The following is a 17,926-nucleotide window of genomic DNA, read 5'->3' on the forward strand; positions in this document are numbered from 1 at the left end:
GCATGCGCTCCTGCCCGCCGAATCCGCCGGGACATGGATCCGACTGCTTCGCCATCGTGTCACGCCGGCAGGCCCGCAGCCCGCAAGCCCGCGCACAGCCGCTCCTCGTCTTCTGGCCGTTTCAGGCAGGAGGCATCGACGAACCAGTCGACGTACTCGCGGGGCCCTGCCGCCGGATCGCCGCGCCAGTACTTCCCGACCGCCTGCACGAACCAATCAGCGCACTGACGGGCCTCCTCGTTCCGACCGAGATGGCCACAGGCGGCGGTCCGCCATCCCATATCCCGCGGGTGGTCCTCGGGTTCGGCAGAGGTCTTCTGCCGCAGAGTGCCGGCCGCCTCCTCGTAGTGGCCGAGAAGGAACAGGATGCGGGCAAGGTAGTCGTCGTACCAGCGCGGGTGGCGCGGATTGAGGCGCTTGGCGAGTTCGGCCGCGGGCAGTCCCAGCTCGGGTTGCCCGAGACAGGCCTGGACATAGGCCCATACGACCTGGATCGTGGGATCGTTCGGGTTCATGTCCCGGGCGAGGTCGAGGTGGCGTCCGGCCCGCTCGAACTCGCGCCAGGCCAAGTGCATGCGGCCGACGGTGTAGTGGATCCGTGGATCGTTCGGATCAAGCGCCAGGGCCTGTCGGGCAAGGTCCAGCGCCTCGCGCAGGTTGCGGTTCTGCTCGCGGGGAATGCCGACGCCCTCGTCCGTCGCGCGGGTCAGGTAGTTATGGGCAAGGCCGGTGTAGGCCCGAGCGAAGGTCGGGTCGATCGCGCGGGCCTGCTCGAACAGAGCCCTTGCCCTGTCCTGCGCGCCGGGCGTGAACACATCGGACAGGCGCCGCCCTTGCAGGAACAGGTCGTAGGCCCGCACGCTGTTCAAAGGCCTGCGACTCGCCGACACCTCGCTGTCCTCCAGGACCCGTTGTGCGACTGTCGCCACGATGCCCCTCGCGATCTCCTCCTGGATATCGAAGATGTCCTCGGCGGCCCGGTCGTAGCGTTCGGCCCACAGGTGCGCCCCCGAGCCTGCCTCCACGAGCTGGACATTGATCCGCAGCCGGTTGCCGGCCCGGCGCACGCTGCCCTCGACCACGTACCCGGCGCCCAGCGCCCGGCCGATCTCGCGCACGTCCGTGCTCCTGCCGCGGAACGAGAACGAGGAGTTGCGGGCGATCACCACGAGCTCGCGGAAGCGGGAGAGCTCCGTGATGACGTCCTCGGTGATGCCGTCGCTGAAATAGACCTGCTCCGGATCGCTGCTCATGTTGTCGAACGGCAGCACCGCCACAGCGGGCTTGGCACTCAGTGGGATGGAAGCCCCTGCAGGGCCAGGAGCATCCCCGGGAGCCATGCGGTAGGCCCGCACCGGCCTCGCGATGTTCTTCAGGCGCAGCTCGCCCGCATCCTCGAAGCGCAGATCGACCTTGCCGGTGAGATGGTCGTGGACGGTCCCGGCAATCAGCACGCTGCCCGGCGGACAGGCCTGCTCCAAGCGCGCCGCCACGTTGACGCCGTCGCCCAGGAGGTCGTCGCCCTCGACGACCACGTCTCCCAGATTGATGCCGATGCGCAGGACGATCCGGCGCTCCGGGGGAACCTCCGATTGGCTTTCCGCCAATCGCCTCTGGACCGCGGCCGCGCAGGCCACCGCTGCGACGACGGACCCGAACTCGGCGATCAAGCCGTCGCCCATGAGCTTCACCACCCGGCCGCCATGCTCGGCCAGGAGAGATTCCAGCACCGTCTGCCTCAGGCTCCTCAGCATCGCCAGCGTTCCGGCCTCGTCGGCCTCGACGAGACGCGAGTAGCCGACGATGTCCGCGGCCATGATGGTCGTCAGCCTTCTCTCCCTCCCGGCCTCGGCCATGGCAGCTCCTTGCCGTCCGGTGCAGGTCCAGTGGACCTCGTCGGGGTGATGATGCCACAGGCGACCGTCGATCGCACGAGATCCATAGGCCACGGCGATCCGACAGGTGACCGGGGCGGGATCACTCGAGCGGGGCCGGCGATGAGACACGGCCTGTCGGCATCGACGACGAACAGCGCGAACTCGTGCAGATCCTCGGAGCCGCTGTTCGACAGCACCATCGGCATGTCCGTCGCTACACTCAACCCACTCGCGTTCGATATCTGCGCTCCATTTCGCTATCGCCCTTTCCGATGACGAGTAGGCAGAGGCTGTATGGTCAGCCAGCTCGCTTGAGCTTAAACCGCAGCTACAACCGGACGGCACGCCGGATGATCTCGGGCGGGAACTGATGACGGTGATAGAAGATGGGCTGTATCCCAGCCCTACCGCGCAACAGCCCGACCCGTCAGCATTGATGGGCCGGCAGCCCTGTGCGCTACGGACTCATGCCGCCTCGGTCGCCTCACGTCGCTCCAATCTATTGAAGAGATTGCGGCCGATGACGCGCGCAGCGTCAAGGTGGGAACGCAGATCCTGCGTTTCCGGCGGCACCAGGAGTTCTGACGTTACGACGCGCGCGCCGCAGTAGTCGAAGATCCCGTGATCGATCTGCGTCCTCATGGCGCCAAAATAGCCGTGCCGGGCATAGGTTCGCAGGTCGGCGCCTCCAATGGCAACGAGGTGGACCCGAAGGTGCTGAAGTTTCTTCACCAGCTTGGTATCCGGGCCCTCATCGTATGCCCAGCCATTGGCGAACACACGATCGATCCATCCTTTGAGAAGCCCCGGCATCGACCACCAATAGACGGGATAGACCAGCACGAGCGCGTCGGCCCGATCGATCCTCGCCTGCTCGGCGGCAACGTCAGCGGAGGGTGGCGCCTCCCTGCGAAAGAGAGCGATGTCGGCTGCGCTGAATCTCGGATCGAATCCTTCCGCCGCGATGTCCGCGATTTCGAAGGTATTGCCGAAAGTGGACGCACCCTCGGCAATGTGATCGGCGACACTATGGGTGAGCGACTTGGGATCGGGATGCGCAACGACAATGAGAGCGTGCATGGAGAAACTCCTGCTAAGTGATTGCTACCGAGAGCAAAGCCTTATATACTTTTAGTAACTTACTAATGGTATATAAGCATGTCAAGTGCCAGACCGAGGAGACAGTCTTCCAAGCTCCAACCGCGCCGCCGCTTGCTGCGCGAAGAACGGCATCGCCAGCTTCTGGACGTGGCCTGGCGGCTGGTCCGCGAGGAAGGCACGGATGCCTTGACCCTCCCGAGGCTGTCGGAGGAAGCCGATGTCACCAAGCCGGTCATCTACGATCATTTTGGCACGCGCAACGGCTTGCTGATCGCGCTCTACAGGGATTTCGACGCGCGCCAGACGGCGATTATCGACGCAGCCCTTGAGGCTAGTGAGCCGACGTTGGAAGAGACAGCCAGCGTCATCGCCACCTCCTATGTCGAATGCGTCCTCACACAGGGGCGCGAGATGCCGGGTGTGCTGGCCGCCTTAGCGGGCTCGCCCGAGATGGAAGCCGTGAAACGGGACTATCAACTGGCCTTTATCGAGAAGTGCCGCAAGGCGCTGGCCTCCTTCATAGGGCCACGCGGCGTTGCGCAAGCCGGCTTCTGGGCCATGCTCGGAGCCGCCGACGCCCTGTCCCATGCCGCGGTGACCGGGGAGATTACGACCCGACAAGCACAGGACGAACTTTTTGAGACGATCATTTCAATGGTCAACCGAAGCACAACCCTCTCGCCGGGCAGGCTATATCCCCACGAGAAGATAGATTGAGTTGCACCAGAACCAGGTACTCCGGTTGCAGCCTGCTCCTCTGCATGCAGTCCAAGAAACCAGCTTTGGAAAGACCAGGAAGGCAAGCGCCCTGAGGCTGCCGGTCTTCGAAAGCAGCGGGTGCAGTATAAAGCGCCACTCTGCACGCCACGTGCTTATGCACACGTCGATCGTTGCGAACCCGCATGTGATCATTAGGACATGCGGCAATAGCATGAAGGCCGGATCGTGTTTCCCGCGGGTAGCTTGAGGCTTTGCGTTCTACCGCAATCGGCTCAGCTCGGTCGAGATGGCACGGTCATTCCCTCGCTTTGCCGGCCCTACCGAGAATCCGATCCAGCGCCATTGCAAGATCCCTCCGGTACTGTTGGGCAATGCTGCTGTCCGTCAAATCGAAGCCGTTGATCCCGCCAGGATAGAGGTGAAATTCCGACGGAACCCGGGCACGGTTGAGACGCATCGCATATGTCGCTGTCTCTTCCACGAAAAGATTGAGGGTACCGGTGGCGAGAAACGCCGGAGGCAAGCCCGACAGATCCTGCGCAAGCGCCGGCGCAAAGTGACCCAGCCGTTCGTCCGGAATCTTCTGCCCGCCCCGCATCGCTTGCCAACCGAACCGGTTGTGCCCTCGCGTCCACACGAACTCCCCGGCTAGAGGATTGTCGACGGGTGCCTCTGGCGTGCCGGTACGCGGGTCGAGCATGGGGTAGATCAGGATCTGCGCAGCCAGGGTGAATCGACCCCGGTCCCGAGCAAGCTGCGCCAGCGCCGCCGCGAGCCCTCCTCCGGCGCTCTCGCCCCTGGCCAGATCGGCGGGACTTGGCCTCGCCCGTGTTCTGGAGGATCTCATCCGAGAACCTCTATCCGATAGCCGGCTTGTTGAAGTTCTTGCGGACTGGTCCCCGCGGATCCCAAGCTGGTATCTCTACTATCCAGGCCGCCGCCATACGCCGACAGCTTTTCGAGCCTTCCTGGATTTCGCTCGCAGGCACAGCCGTTCCAGTCCGCTCGGTATGGATACAATGCTTCCAGACCTGACCTCGTGAACGCCGGCTAAGGGTGAAAGCAGGAGATCGACGGAAAGAGAGGAGCGTCTGGCTCCTCTGGTAAGCCGAGACTTGGCTGCATCGGTCTTCGTTGATCACCTGGTGAAGGTGACACAGCGCATCGTTCTGATTTGTGGTTCATCCATACTCCACGGACGGAGGGCCGCGCCTTAGGGATGCAGGCGCGCGCCCTTCGTTGCCTTGTCGATCTCTTTCTTCGTGCCATGAAGGGCGAGGCCAACGAGATCGGGGGTATCGGCCGGCTCGGCTCGGAAGACCGCGCGATTGGCGGCATCATGCCCGGTCTCGAACATGGCGCGGACATAGGCGCTGCGCGTGAGGTTGCGCTGGAGCGCCTACTGCCAAGCCCGTTGCAGAACCTCAGTCGACGCTGCAAAGATCAAGATCGGCTGGCCGAGCAGCCGCCCATGGAAGCGCCCCGCAGCGTCTTCGTAGGGCTGCCCCAAAGCGTCGGGAACCGCGCCTGCAATGCCGGTTGCGAGAAAGGCCGTGACATTCAGCTTCTGCCATACCGCCAGATCCTCGTGAACGAGGACCGCCACCTTTGTGTCGAACATTGAACTTTCCCTTGAGATGTCATCGGGAGAGTTATCCGACGGTGCCCTCCACGTCTGGAACGTTCGTGCGCCCCAGACGGTAGGCCGCCGGAGTGAGGCCGTAGGCACGGCGGAACCAGCGGCCGAGATGGCTCTGATCGGCGAAGCCGCTGGCAAGGGCCGCCTCGGCCGGTGGGACTGCCGCCCGGAGCATTGCACGCGCCTTGGTTAGCCTGACCTCTACGAGGCAGGCATGAGGTGAGGTGCCAAAGCGGCGGCGGAACGCGCGGGAAAGCTGAAACCGGTCGCCTGCTCCGGCTACGCGGGCCAGCTCGTCGAGGCTGAACGGTTCGTCGTAATGCGCCTGGATGTACTCCATGGCCCGCTCTGCGACTGACGATCCAGTGTCGGGTGTCGGCCGCTCCCTTTTGCCTAAGTGATGGCGCAGCAGTTCCACTACCCGATCCCGTGCCGCGTCAATGGCAAGACGCGGGGCAGCCGAGATGATGGCCCGGCAGGTCACAGCAATGGCTTCGCCGAGATGCCGGTCATCAGCCAGCGTCTGGCGGAACCCGATGTCGGCATCCTGGCCGCCCATCTCCTCACGGAGCCAGGCTTGCGGCAGATAGAGCATGCTGTAGCGGAAGCCCTGCTCATGCATGGCCTGCCCGTCGTGCCGCTCGCCCGGCTCGATCAGGATCACTCGCCCTGCCGTGCTTTGGCGCCGCTGCCCGCGACAGAAGAAGTCCTGGACGCCAGCATGGGTCACGCCGACCAGCCACTCGTCGTGATGGTGCATGTCATAGGCATGACCATGGAATTGCGCCTTCACGGCTTCGATCCCGCTGTGCCTGTCACGCACAAGATGCACGAAATCCTGATGGACGCCCGAGGCATTCCGCCGGACCCGAGGCTTCTGAAGTCGAGAAAATCGAGTGACGTTGTCGTGCAATGTGGATCCGCCAGTCTCTTCAAGATGCAACATTGATCATTATCGCTGTCGGCGAGGTTGTTGCAAAGCCTTCCGTGCTCGCGGGGGCAGGAAGTGAAATTAACTTGGCCCCCTGGCGTTAGGACTCTGGCAAGCAGGCTCGAATAGTTCCTGAGCGTCGCAGTTGCCATCTATTTGTCACTCGGGCTCATTATCCTCATCGCGGATAGAATATGAACCATGCGCGGTCCTAAAGGAGCGGATGAGCTGACCATCTATGACCACAAGCCCGATGCCAATCAGTAGCATGCCGGCGAGGTCCTGAAACTCAAGATCCTCTCCTAAAAGGAGATTTCCGAGCAGGACGGCACTGACGGGTACCAGAAACCCTACCAGCAAAATGTTCATCGCGCCTGCCCTGGCGAGAACCCGGAAGAAGATGACGTAAGCCAACGCGGTTGAGAGCACTGCCATCGCGAGCAGGGCCATGATGGCATCAGTTCCTGGAAAGGGGTGCGCCCACGGCCTCTCAAGCAAGCAAACGACAGGCAGCAGCAGGATGGACGCAGTGGTCACCTGGCCAGTAGCGATCGCGAGCGGGGGCACGCCCATGGAATGAATCCGCCGGCCGAACACGCTTCCAAAGGCCGACGACATGGCCGCGGCAAGAACCGCGAGCTGCGCGATCAATTCCCCGCCGAAATCACCAAGAGCAGAGGGACCGATCACTACCACAGTGCCGCAGAACCCGAGGATCGTTCCCAAAAGCCGGCGGCCGCTCAGCCTCTCGTCCGGTGTAAGGACATGGGCCGCAAACATGCCGAACAGAGGAGAGGTCGCCGCCAGGATCGATGCCAGGCCGGCCCCAATCTCGATCTGAGCCCAGGCAATCAGGCTGATGGGCACCATACTGTTGATCAGGCCCATGACGGCGAGCGCTCCCCAGACATTCCATGTGCCAGGGATGCGACGACCTAGAAAGCGCAGGACGATGTGAAGGATCAGCGCCCCAAATCCGAGGCGAACCAGCGCAATCGTCAGCGGCGGCACCTCCCTGATGGCTATTTCCGTGAAGAGGAACGATCCACCCCAGAGCATGGAAAGCCCGACAAGCAACGCCCAGTCGGATCGGGCCATCAGTTTACTGTCTGGTGCATCCATGAAGTCGCCTCGTTCTGACGTCACGAGACCTCGATATATGTCAGCCAGGCATGAATGCGACGGCCTCGCTTGGCAGCAGGGAGGCCTCTCCTCTGGTACCAAACAGGGCCTTAGCTGGAGATGAGCGGGGTCTTACGCAGCCAAGTCCTTTCAACGAGTTGATCTACCACGAAGCGAGCGACGTCCTTGCGTGAGATGGTCCCGCCATGGAAGCCCGAGAGGTTCGTGAGAACGCGGATCTGCCCGGTTCCCGCTTTGTTGTTCAAGACCGTCGGACGTACGAGCACCCAATCCAAGGCACTGGCACGTACCAATTCCTCCTGTCGCTCTTTGTCCTCGTAGACCTTCGCCAGCAGAAGCGGCTGGATCACACGATCATAGAGAAAGCCACCATGGCCCCGACTGTCACCGGCACCCATCCCCGTGATGCACACAAGACGCTTGGTGCCGCTCACCTGCATGGCAGCGATCAGTGCCTTCGTGGCTGTCGAGAGAAGCGTAACCTCCTTAAATGGGCTCACGCTGGTACCCAGAGCGCTGATCACACCCTCGCACCCCTCGAGTGCTTTCACGAGGGCAGCTTCGTCGCGGGCGTCTCCTGTCACCAGGTGAACGCCCGATAAACCCAGTGCGCGCTCCGGCGACCGGACGAGGGCCGTCACTGAATACCCCCGCGCCTGTGCCTCGCGGACAATCTCGCGACCAGTACCCCCGGTCGCACCAAGTACCAGAACTTTCATGGCTTCATTCCTCGGGACGCTCGACGCCAGCACGGATCTAAGATCAGGCTTGCTTCCAGACGGCTGCGGTACGGGCGGCGAACTCCCTGTAGGAGCGGAGAGGTCGTCGCAGGAGTGTCTCAAGTCTGCTGATCTCGCCGTCGTCCCCAATCATGCCGTCGAGCTGGAACCGCTCCGCCATCAGCCGCATGTCATAGGCCATCCAACCGGGGGTGAACGCCTTCAGAGACTCTTCGAACGGCTTAGTGTCATCACCTCCATAGACGATGCGTCGAGCAAGCACCTCCGACCAGATGGCCGCGATCGCCTCCCCCGTCAGCCGGTCGGGTCCCACGACGGTGATAACTTCCCGAGGCAATGGGGTTGCCGCACGCTGCCGCCGCAAGAGTTCGGCGACCGCGAGATCGGCAATGTCCCGGCTGTCCACCATCGACAGACCCAGGCTGCCAACCGGCATCGGGTACACGCCGTACTCCATGAGAGGGGTTTTCAAGCTCGTGTCATTGTCCATGAAGTAGGCGGGCCGAAGGATGGTGGCAGGCATGTCGAACTGCTCGATCATGCGCTCTACGATGTATTTGCCCGCAAAATGAGGAACGTTCGCATAGAGCTCGCTGTGGATTACCGAGAGATAGACGATCCGTTCGACCCCGGCCTCGCGGGCGAGGTTGAGGGTGATCAGCGCTTGGGTCACCTCATCAGGCGTGACCGCGTTCAGCAGGAAAAGCGTGCTCACCTTCGACAAGGCTGCGCGCATTGATTCGACGTCCATCAGGTCCCCACGGACTACCGTGATCCCCTCTGGAACGTTTGCTTTCGACGGATCTCGGACGAGGGCGTGAACGTCCGCGCCTTGTTGGGCAAGCCCAGCTACGACCTGCCTGCCAATGGTTCCTGTGCTTCCGACGACCAATATTGTCATGCTGAGGCTCCTTACCTGGGACGGCCATGTGCCGTCTCGCTTCAACAAGCTAAGTGTTCCACATTTAGCCAAATAGGCTCATAATTGGGACTGGCTGTCTCACTGACGGAACAATGATGGACCTTCTTGCAATCGCAGACTTCAACCTCGTGGCAACTCACGGCGGTGTCGGACGAGCCAGCCGTGCCAGCGGCCGTCCCAAGGCTACCCTGTCGCGGCGCGTGGCGGAGCTGGAGGAAAGCCTGGGCGTCCGGCTGTTCGAGCGGGGCTCGCGCAACCTCCGGCTGACGGAGGAAGGCCGCGCCCTGCATGAGCGCACAACTGTCCTGCTGACAGAAGTCGCCCATGTGGCAGAGGACATCGGATCCGGCACGGAACGGCCAAGGGGCCGTTTGCGCGTAAGCGCGCCGTCCCTGTTCTCCCACTTGGCCATGGGGCGCATCGCGGCGGGCTTCGCCGCTGCTTATCCCGACGTGCGTCTGGAGGTGACCGTCGAGGATCGGTCTGTCGATCTCATTGAGGAGGGGTACGACGTGGTCGTCCGGGTCAATCCGGATCCCGACGAAGTGCTCGTAGGCAAACGCTTCCTGCGTGACGAGCTTCTGATGGTCGCGGCTCCCTCTCTCGTACGGCCGCCAAAGAGGGAACTGGATGCTTCTCCCGTACGGGTGGTCGTGCTGACAACAGCGCGCGAGAACGACGAGTGGACGATCGTGAACGGCTCAGAAAGCCTGACACTCAGTCCCGATCCTATCCTGAGGCTGGGGACTCTCACGATGGTGCGCGATGCTGTTATGGCCGGTGCAGGCGCAGCGCTGCTTCCACGCTCCCTCGTGACCGATGACTTGGCGGAAGGCAGGCTGGTTTCCTGGGGCAAGGCATCCAGGAAGGACACGGAGATCTGGGTGCTCTACAGCTCCCGACGCTTGCTCAGCAGCAAGGTCTCTGCTTTCGTCAGCTATCTGGGCACCACCTTCCCTGAAGGATCTCCCGACGAACTCGGCGCAATGGCGAGGCGTTAAGCAACGGTCCATAGCCTCTGTCGCAACACGACATCTCTGACCTGAGATCCTACCGACTACAGACTTCGATTTTGCTATTTTTCGAGCCTCAACTGCACAAAGCATCAACCGGCAAGGTTCAGCAAAGCCTGCACGATTACTCCTGCACCAAGTGGCCTTGTTTTAGGCGGAAATGACATTGAGCTCTTCTCCATGACGAACATCCAACTCCCCGACGTCGGCGTTACAATGGTGCTGGTGGCCAACCTGCAGGCGAGCCTGCCGGATTTCGGTCGCATCGTCGATCAGCACGGGCATCCAGCTCCCGCCTTGCGACAGCTCGGTCTCGTTCACTGGGAGAACGGACGTTTCGATACGGCGGCCCGGACGTTTGAGGCGGCACTCTCGCTTATACCCGAAGATCCTGACCTGTGGCGTGACCTGGCAAGCGTCTACAGCGCTACGGATCGGGACGAGCAGGCTCTGGCGGCGATCCGGAAGTCCCTGGAACTCGATCCGCTCAATGCTCAATCCTGGCAGATCCTTGCGAGCGTAGGAGACCGGTTGGACGACGTAGAGACGGCCGAGGACGCCTACCGCCGCACGATTGCTCTCAATCCGAAAGCTTCTGCTGCTCATCTCGGACTCGGCCTGCTGCTGTTCAGGAAAAAGCACTACGAAGAGGCGCTCGCCGCCTTGCGCATCTCCGTCGAGATCGATCCTTTCAACGGCGTAGCCCAATTTGCCGTTGGCCACCTGTCCTTCATCACATCCGATTTCGCAGGCTGCGCGAGAGCCTTCGATGCGGCCGCCCGGCTGACATTGGAGCTTGATGCTCTTACCCGGCAGAAACGGGCCCGCGCCCTGACATTTCAGGCCATGATCGAAGGCCGTGTTCAGGAAGCCCTTCAAAACTACAACGAGATCGCAGGCGAGGACCGCGAGGATCTCGACATCATCACACGCGATGCCTTCTCGGTTCTCAGCGCCGCCGGCCATCTCGAAGCGGCGGCTGCGATCGGGCAGATACGGCTTGCCGAAAAGCCCGACGATCCGGTGCGGCGCTATCTGCTCGACGCCGTCCTCGGGCGAAGCATGACGTCGGCTCCCACGGACTACATCGAAACCTACTTCGATCAGTTCGCGCCCCAATTCGACAGCAAGCTCACCCAGACGCTCCAATATAACGCTCCGCGCCAGATGGCGCAGCGGGTGGCCCGGCATCGGACCAGCTTCAAGCACATGCTCGACCTAGGCTGCGGCACGGGACTTGCCGCCGCAGAATTGCAGCCGCTGGGCGCCACATTGACCGGGGTAGACATTTCCGCAGGCATGCTGGCCGAGGCGGAGAAGCGAGGCGGATACACTGAACTCGTTAAGGCCGAGGCGGTCGCCTATCTCGAGATGGCGTCGAACCGCTTCGATCTCGTCTTCGCGGCAGATTCTCTGATCTATTTTGGCGATCTCCAGCCGCTCCTGCGCGCAGCGGCCGGCGCCCTGGTGCCAGGAGGGCTCTTTGCCTTGAGCATCGAGCTAGCCTCCGGCGACGGCTTCATCCTGCAGCCCTCCGGCCGGTTTGCGCACTCGCTCGCCCACCTCAAGACAACAGCCACCGATTTCCACATCCTGGAGGCTCTGGATAGCAACATCCGGCTTGAGGCAGGCCGCCCAGTGCCCGGTCTCTATGTCCTCCTAGAAAGGCGCTGACGGACTGCAGAACCGTCGATCCGCGCATCATAGGCATTGGCGATAAGGGAAAGGCCAAGAAGCCGGAGACGGCCGAATGACTACTTCGGATCCACAAGCGGCGGCAGATGGAGTGATCAGACGTTCACTCACCGAGCGAATGCGGAAATTCGGCTCAAGTCAGCTTCATGCCGACACCGGCCACGAGATCCCAGTCGATCAGCATAGGCCCTCGACTGGGATCGTCCTAAGGATCAAGGACGCCGTTCCACCTGTCCTTCTTTGTAAAAGAGCATTCCACCGTGGTGGAGTACGCCGTCGACAAACTCACCGTCGGCCGTGAATCCCGTGTCATCCCAGTATTCGATTGTGTTGCCGCGAATTTCATAGCGCCCCTGATAGGCGCTCCGGCGGGTGCCGCGCGCCTCATCGTAACGGCCGTTCGGGAGAAGTTCCTGACGAATGTGGCCGTCCTTGGTGACCCACATTCCGAGATAGGGGTGACCTGCCATCTCTCTTGCATCCTTGGGTTGGGGTTGATCATTGTCCGTGGGCTGCCCAAGCGCCCATGGTGCGGCGCTTATCGCGGCAACGAGCGCGAGGGCGAGGGTGCTTCGTGGCATCGAAGGATTCCTTCAGTGAGGGCTTGCTGTCGGGCGAACGACGATTTCGCTCACGTCCACGTCCAGAGGCTGCTCGATGGCATAGCGGATCGCTCGACCAATGGCGTCCGGATCGATGGCATTCTTGCGGAACTCTCGCATGGCCGCACGTGCGGTCTCGTCGGAGATGATCTCGGCAAGCTCACTCGTGACGACGCCAGGCGAGATCACCGTCACCCGCAACCGATCTGTCTCTTGCCGAAGGCCATCCGAGATCGCCCAGACCGCGTATTTGGTCGCGCAATAGACCGCAGCCGTTGGCGAGACCCGGTGGGCCCCGATGGACGCGACATTGATAATGTGACCGGCGCCTTTGGCCTCCATGTGAGGCAGCACGGCGGCTATGCCGTTCAGAACACCCTTGATGTTCACATCAACCATCTGCTCCCACTCGTTCACCTTTAGGGCGTTGAGAGGCGACAGAGGCATGATGCCCGCATTGTTGACGATCACGTCGATACGCCCGAACTCCTCGAGCGTCGTAGACACGATCCTGGAAAAGTCATCCCGCAGGGTCACATCGAGCCTGTGCGCCCGCGCGATGCCGCCGGACGCCTCGATGCGGCTGACCAGGTCTTGCAGACGGTCCGTCCGGCGTGCCCCTACAACGACCACGTGGCCGGCCCTGGAAAGCTCAAGGGCCACGGCTTCGCCGATCCCGCTGGAAGCGCCGGTGATCAGCACGATCTTCATCTCGGACATAGCTGTTTCCTTTCACCCAAACCTGTACTCGAAGTCTCGACTCCGTCTCGGCCTGACGCCGATGGGCAGAAGGTAATGTGATCAGCCTGCGCAATCGACTTGCCAATCCTGAACGCACTGGTAAGGTTTTGTCACCAATGACTATGGATCTCGCCGGCATCACTGTTTTCGTCACCGTCGCGGAAGCACGCAGTTTCCGGGCTGCGAGCGAACGGCTGGGCGTAACGCGCTCCGCTGTCAGCCAAGCGATTCGGCGGCTGGAGGAGCGGATGGGAGTCGCCTTGATTCAGCGCACGACCCGCAGCGTTCATCTGTCCGAGGCTGGAGAGCGGCTCTATCAGGCCGTGCGCCCTGCGCTTGATGATCTCGGCACAGCGATGGAAGCGGTCAGCGAGATGCGCCACCAGCCAACGGGCATGCTGCGCATAACGGTCTCTTCCATTGCTGAGAGATTCCTGAGCGGCTCGCTGTTGGCGGGATTTCTCGTGGATTATCCCGACATCCACCTCGATATCACCGTCAGCGACGAAGAGTTTGATATCGTCGCCGAGGGCTTTGATGCAGGGGTGCGGCTTGGTGAGGTCATCGAACAGGACATGATCGCCGTCTCTGTATCGGACGAGCAGCGTCAGATGGTTGTGGGCTCCCCTGACTACGTGGCGCGACATGGTGTCCCCGCGCGTCCGCGAGATCTTTCAGCACATCATTGCATCGGCTGGCGTCCAAGTCCTCGGGTTGCGCCCTATCGATGGGAGTTCACTGAGAACGGACATGATTTCGACGTGGCGGTAAACCCTCGCGTGACCACCAACGACATGAGGGTGATGATCCGCCTGGCCTGTGCAGGAGCGGGCCTGACGTTCGGCATGGAAGAGACCTTCCGTCCCTATATTGATCGTGCTGAACTCGTCCCGCTTCTCGAAGAGTTCTGTCCGCCGTTTCCCGGGTTTTACCTCTACTACCCGACCCGCAGGAACGTGCCGCTGAAATTGCGCGTCCTGATAGACTACCTGCGCCAGAAGCGGCGCAAAGCATAATCTGGCTGTAGTCGATGGATATGTCTCGGACTCGAAGTCCCTTGCTCATCATGGATGTCTGCGTAGACCCGGCAAGCGGCTGAATGAGTTTTCTGTCATGAGCCGAAGAGACCGAGGCGTCATATGGATGTCATGGAACTGGGCTCAAAATAGCCTTGAGTCTACCCAGGCTCGTTGCGTCTCCAAGATCAGGACACCCAACATGAGCATTGGGATCGTGCTCCTCATCATCACTGGCCTGCTGTTTACGGCAGCTCTTCCGGCTTGGCCTTACAACCGGGAGCAGGACTCTCGCCCGAGCATTAGCTTTGGTCTCCTGATGCTTATGATTCTCATGCTGCTCGGAACGGGCCGCCTTTGAGGATCCGTTAGGCCACTTCCGATCGTCTGAACTGATGAGCAATTTGGAACGAGTGCGCTCCCCTATTGCAGGTAGGCATCGACACCCCGTTCCCGTCGCCATTTTGCTTGGACGCTTGCCGGATATTCAGAAGAGATCTCCTGCCGCTTACAGCCATGGGACTGTGGAGTGCGAGATCCCTCGACCGATAACCCGCTCGCCCGTCCCGCATGTATCGCCTCAGATCTCGTGCGGGACCCCGGCCTTGCGATACAGAAACTCGACGAGGCGGCGCGCTCCGTCCTGTGGAGTCTGATCGTTCATGATCGACAGGTCGACCTTAAGAGGAGGCATCTCGCGCGAGCGCTCAAGCCGGGCACCGAGATCGGCGTCGTCACCTCTGCCCCGCCCGGCTAGACGGGCAGCAAGAACTTCGCGCGGCGCTGTGATCTCCACGACCGACACGTTGGGGAGCTGCTCCCGAGCGGGTTCGACCACTGTCCGTGACACATTGCAGACGACGATCCGACCCTCAGCCGTCTGGCTCAGGCAAGGACCCGGTATGGCGTAGCCATGGCCATGCGCCCGCCACGCGAGTGTAAACTCGCCCTCGACCATGCCTTTTTCGAAGGCAGCATGGTCGATCGAGTCGTGCTCCTCCCAAACGGACGAGGAACGTGTCACCAATCGACGCGGGAACACGAACTGCGGGCTGGGCGCGAGTTCCTGCCTCGCCAGCTGGAGGAGCGTGTCCTTACCGGATCCGCTGGGACCGACCACGAGAACGAAACCGCCGAGCATTGTCAGATGATCCGCTTGCCGCCGCGCCAGACCTCGCGGACGACCGGGGTCTCGCCCTTGATATGCACGCGCACCAGATCCGCCCGCTTTCCAATGGCGATCTCGCCCCGATCCGACAATCCGGTGGCTGAAGCGGGGTTCTTGGTAACCGTCCGAACGGCCTTGGGCAGGGTCATCTGCGGAACACGACGCGGCAGGTCGAATGCCGCCATGAGTAGGCTTGCGGGTACATAATCGGAGGACAGGATGTCCAGCACGCCCTCGCGGGCCAGGGTTTCCGCCGCGACGTTGCCGGAATGCGAGCCACCCCTGATGAGGTTCGGAGCACCCATCATGACAGTGATGCCCTCGGCATGGCTTGCCTTGGCCGCTTCCAGCGTGGTGGGAAACTCGGCGAGAGCGACACCCTCCTGAATGGATTGCTCCACTTCCTCCAGCGTCGTGTCGTCGTGACTCGCCAGAGGAATACCCCTGTTCTTCGCGATGGACACGAGGGCTGGGCGGTTGACTGCGGATCGGTCGCCGTTCGAGCGCTGCTTCTCGGCAACCATGCCCTCGAACTCTGCCAAGGACTTTCCCATCTTGCCGCTGTAGTAGATCTGGTATTTCGCCAAATCGCGGAACTGTCGCTGACCGGGGGTGTGGTCCATGAGCGATATCAGCCCGACGGGGTAGCGAGTCACGAAGTCCTCAACCATCTCGACGACGCCGGGCGACGGGATCTCGCAGCGCAGATGCGTCAGGTGCTCGGAGCGGAGCAGGCCGTGGCGGCGGGCCTCGTCGATGGCGCTCGCCAGCTCGATGAGTTCCGCCCCGAGGCCTCCACCATCGACATCGACGCCGGCACGCAGGCTGTCGAAGACCGTCGTGATGCCCGACGATGCGATCTGCGCATCGTATGCCAGGACCGCTCCGAGCGGATGCCAGCGCACCTTCGGACGAGGCACATAATGGCTCTCCAGGTGATCCGTATGAAGTTCGACCAGCCCGGGGATCAGATAGTCACCCTCGAGATCGAGGCCCCGCTCCGGCGATCTTCCCCCGCCCATGTCGATGATGCGGCCATCCTCAACAGCCGCCCAGCCGTGCAGGACGTCGTCTGAGAGGATGATATTTGCGTTTCGCAGAATAGTGATGTGGTCGGTCATCGATTCAGCCCCCTGTCACGCCGCTTTAGCGGCGAAGTGCGTCACGTCGACGACACGCGTTGCGACCCTGTCGCGGACATCCTCGTCGTGGAAGATCCCGATGACGGCGGTGCCTGCCTTCTTCTTGCGCTCGATCAGGTCCACGACCACGGCCCTGTTGCGGGCGTCCAGAGACGCCGTCGGCTCGTCGAGGAGAAGAACCGGTCTGTCCGCGATCAGACCGCGCGCGATGTTGACACGCTGCTGTTCGCCGCCGGAGAACGTCGCCGGCGGGAGACACCAGAGCCTTTCCGGAACGTTCAAGAGCGACAGGTAGTCCCGAGCCCGATCGTGAGCGGTCTCAGGGTCGAGCCCGCCCTCGCGACCGGCGGCAGCGACGATCTCGAGTGCGCCCACGCGGGGAATGACCCGCAGGAACTGGCTCACATAGCCCATGGCGTTGCGGCGCAGCGCCAGGATCCGCCGTGGCTCGGCTGCGGCAATATCGATCGTGTCGCCGCCATCGCGGATCCAGATCTGACCCGCATCGCAGCTGTAGTTGCCGTAGACGATCTTGAGGAGAGACGACTTGCCGGCTCCGGACGGGCCCCCGAGCACGACGCACTCCCCGGGGGCCGCCGAGAAGGTGACGTCGGAAACGACATCGAGGCGTACGCCCTCGTGCAGGTGCAGGGTAAAAGCTTTCGAAACACGGTCGAGCTGGACGAGAGGTTGCATGGTCAGGCTGCCAGGACAGAGGAGACAAGGAGCTGTGTATAGGGCTGGTGCGGATCGTCGAGGACACGATCGGTCAAACCTGCCTCGATCACCCGGCCACCCTTCATGACCATCATCCGATGCGACAGCAGCCTTGCGACGGCGAGGTCGTGCGTGACGATGATGACGGCCAGACCGAACTCGCTCACCAGGCCGCGGATGAGATCAAGCAGGCGTGCCTGTACCGACACATCGAGGCCGGAAGTCGGCTCGTCCATGAAGACGAGGCGCGGATGGGTCACGAGGTTTCGCGCGATCTGGAGGCGCTGCCGCATCCCGCCCGAGAAGGCTTTGGGAATGTCGTCGATGCGGCTCTGGTCGATCTCGACGCGATCCAGCCAATCCAAGGCCTTGTCACGAATGTTCCCGTAATGGCGCGCTCCAACGGACATCAGCCGCTCGCCGATGTTGCCGCCAGCGGAGACGCTCATGCGCAATCCTTGGGTGGAATCCTGGCGCACGAAGCCCCAGTCGGTCCGCAGCAGCAGGCGCCGCTCAGCTTCGCTGAGTGAGGCCAGATCACGCACAATGCCGTCGCGCATGCGGTAGCGGATCGAACCAGCGCTGGCCTCCAGTTCCGTCGACAGCAGGCTGAGCAGGGTCGATTTTCCCGAGCCGGACTCGCCGACGACGGCGAGAACCTCGCCCTCGTAAAGATTGAACGAAACATCGGTACAGCCGATTCGCTCGCCGTAATACTTGGTCAGGCCGCTTACGGACAGAAGCGGAGCGTCCGGAATC

Annotated in this window: 19 protein-coding genes and 1 pseudogene; 6 read left to right on the forward strand and 14 right to left on the reverse strand. The window is 62.1% G+C overall.

Annotation, left to right across the window (positions count from 1 at the left end; all coding sequences use genetic code 11):
- Positions 1–59: 59 nt before the first annotated feature.
- Positions 60–1,949 carry an adenylate/guanylate cyclase domain-containing protein gene (locus VB672_RS20625; protein ID WP_329786094.1) on the reverse strand — a complete coding sequence of 630 codons (1,890 nt, stop codon included), beginning with the start codon at positions 1,947–1,949 and terminating at the stop codon, positions 60–62.
- Positions 1,950–2,342: 393 nt separating this feature from the next.
- Positions 2,343–2,957, reverse strand: a complete 615-nt coding sequence (locus VB672_RS20630; protein WP_329786095.1) for an NAD(P)H-dependent oxidoreductase — start codon at positions 2,955–2,957, stop codon at positions 2,343–2,345.
- A gap of 78 nt (positions 2,958–3,035) precedes the next feature.
- Between VB672_RS20630 and VB672_RS20635 the strand changes: the two genes are divergently transcribed.
- Positions 3,036–3,695 (forward strand): TetR/AcrR family transcriptional regulator, encoded by a 660-nt coding sequence (locus VB672_RS20635; protein ID WP_329786096.1) that lies wholly within the window; start codon positions 3,036–3,038, stop codon positions 3,693–3,695.
- Positions 3,696–3,993: 298 nt separating this feature from the next.
- On the opposite strand, the gene VB672_RS20640 is transcribed toward VB672_RS20635, so the two are convergent.
- The gene (locus tag VB672_RS20640) at positions 3,994–4,545 is read right to left on the reverse strand and encodes an alpha/beta hydrolase fold domain-containing protein (RefSeq protein ID WP_329786097.1); all 552 of its coding nucleotides are present in this window, start codon (positions 4,543–4,545) and stop codon (positions 3,994–3,996) included.
- Between VB672_RS20640 and VB672_RS22675 the strand changes: the two genes are divergently transcribed.
- The gene (locus tag VB672_RS22675) at positions 4,427–4,741 is read left to right on the forward strand and encodes a LysR substrate-binding domain-containing protein (RefSeq protein ID WP_442932140.1); all 315 of its coding nucleotides are present in this window, start codon (positions 4,427–4,429) and stop codon (positions 4,739–4,741) included. The genes VB672_RS20640 and VB672_RS22675 overlap by 119 nt on opposite strands.
- Before the next feature lie 170 nt (positions 4,742–4,911).
- Here the strand turns inward: VB672_RS22675 and VB672_RS20645 are convergent.
- The 5 genes and pseudogenes from VB672_RS20645 to VB672_RS20665 form a co-directional block, all read right to left on the reverse strand.
- A pseudogene (locus tag VB672_RS20645) lies at positions 4,912–5,319 on the reverse strand (DUF2000 family protein).
- 31 nt (positions 5,320–5,350) lie between these two features.
- Positions 5,351–6,169, reverse strand: a complete 819-nt coding sequence (locus VB672_RS20650) for an AraC family transcriptional regulator (RefSeq protein WP_329786098.1) — start codon at positions 6,167–6,169, stop codon at positions 5,351–5,353.
- A 258-nt stretch (positions 6,170–6,427) separates the two neighbouring features.
- A complete protein-coding gene (locus VB672_RS20655; protein ID WP_329786099.1) occupies positions 6,428–7,390 on the reverse strand; it encodes a DMT family transporter in 963 nt (320 codons plus the stop codon).
- Between the two features lie 110 nt (positions 7,391–7,500).
- Positions 7,501–8,130, reverse strand: coding sequence for an NAD(P)-dependent oxidoreductase (locus VB672_RS20660; RefSeq protein WP_329786100.1), 630 nt, complete (start codon positions 8,128–8,130; stop codon positions 7,501–7,503).
- Positions 8,131–8,173: 43 nt separating this feature from the next.
- Positions 8,174–9,052, reverse strand: coding sequence for an NmrA/HSCARG family protein (locus VB672_RS20665; protein WP_329786101.1), 879 nt, complete (start codon positions 9,050–9,052; stop codon positions 8,174–8,176).
- 116 nt (positions 9,053–9,168) lie between these two features.
- Between VB672_RS20665 and VB672_RS20670 the strand changes: the two genes are divergently transcribed.
- Both VB672_RS20670 and VB672_RS20675 read left to right on the forward strand, forming a co-directional pair.
- Complete coding sequence (locus VB672_RS20670; protein WP_329786102.1) at positions 9,169–10,074, forward strand: LysR family transcriptional regulator; 906 nt, start codon at positions 9,169–9,171, stop codon at positions 10,072–10,074.
- Positions 10,075–10,266: 192 nt separating this feature from the next.
- Positions 10,267–11,760, forward strand: a complete 1,494-nt coding sequence (locus VB672_RS20675) for a methyltransferase domain-containing protein (RefSeq protein WP_329786103.1) — start codon at positions 10,267–10,269, stop codon at positions 11,758–11,760.
- A 233-nt stretch (positions 11,761–11,993) separates the two neighbouring features.
- Here the strand turns inward: VB672_RS20675 and VB672_RS20680 are convergent, their stop codons facing one another.
- Entirely contained in the window at positions 11,994–12,362 is a 369-nt protein-coding gene (locus tag VB672_RS20680) for an Atu4866 domain-containing protein (RefSeq protein WP_329786104.1), read from the reverse strand.
- A 12-nt stretch (positions 12,363–12,374) separates the two neighbouring features.
- Positions 12,375–13,103: an SDR family oxidoreductase gene (locus VB672_RS20685; RefSeq protein WP_329786105.1), complete on the reverse strand. Its 729-nt coding sequence runs from the start codon at positions 13,101–13,103 to the stop codon at positions 12,375–12,377.
- Between the two features lie 137 nt (positions 13,104–13,240).
- Here VB672_RS20685 and VB672_RS20690 point away from each other — a divergent pair, with 137 nt between their 5' ends.
- Positions 13,241–14,140 carry a LysR family transcriptional regulator gene (locus VB672_RS20690; protein WP_329786165.1) on the forward strand — a complete coding sequence of 300 codons (900 nt, stop codon included), beginning with the start codon at positions 13,241–13,243 and terminating at the stop codon, positions 14,138–14,140.
- Between the two features lie 202 nt (positions 14,141–14,342).
- Positions 14,343–14,501: a DUF3309 family protein gene (locus tag VB672_RS22680; protein WP_442932141.1), complete on the forward strand. Its 159-nt coding sequence runs from the start codon at positions 14,343–14,345 to the stop codon at positions 14,499–14,501.
- Between the two features lie 219 nt (positions 14,502–14,720).
- Here VB672_RS22680 and phnN read toward each other — a convergent pair whose 3' ends face one another.
- From phnN to phnK, 4 genes are read right to left on the reverse strand one after another with little or no spacing between them, the layout of a single operon-like run.
- On the reverse strand, positions 14,721–15,281 hold the full coding sequence (phnN, locus tag VB672_RS20695) for a phosphonate metabolism protein/1,5-bisphosphokinase (PRPP-forming) PhnN (protein WP_329786106.1): 561 nt from the start codon (positions 15,279–15,281) through the stop codon (positions 14,721–14,723).
- A 2-nt stretch (positions 15,282–15,283) separates the two neighbouring features.
- Positions 15,284–16,429 carry an alpha-D-ribose 1-methylphosphonate 5-triphosphate diphosphatase gene (locus tag VB672_RS20700; RefSeq protein ID WP_329786107.1) on the reverse strand — a complete coding sequence of 382 codons (1,146 nt, stop codon included), beginning with the start codon at positions 16,427–16,429 and terminating at the stop codon, positions 15,284–15,286.
- A 15-nt stretch (positions 16,430–16,444) separates the two neighbouring features.
- Positions 16,445–17,146 carry a phosphonate C-P lyase system protein PhnL gene (gene phnL, locus VB672_RS20705; RefSeq protein WP_329786108.1) on the reverse strand — a complete coding sequence of 234 codons (702 nt, stop codon included), beginning with the start codon at positions 17,144–17,146 and terminating at the stop codon, positions 16,445–16,447.
- A gap of 2 nt (positions 17,147–17,148) precedes the next feature.
- On the reverse strand, positions 17,149–17,925 hold the full coding sequence (phnK, locus tag VB672_RS20710; RefSeq protein ID WP_329786166.1) for a phosphonate C-P lyase system protein PhnK: 777 nt from the start codon (positions 17,923–17,925) through the stop codon (positions 17,149–17,151).
- Between the last annotated feature and the right edge of the window lies 1 nt (position 17,926).

Origin of the sequence: Microvirga sp. CF3016 (assembly GCF_036314085.1) — a bacterium.
Taxonomy (GTDB): Bacteria; Pseudomonadota; Alphaproteobacteria; order Rhizobiales; family Beijerinckiaceae; genus Microvirga.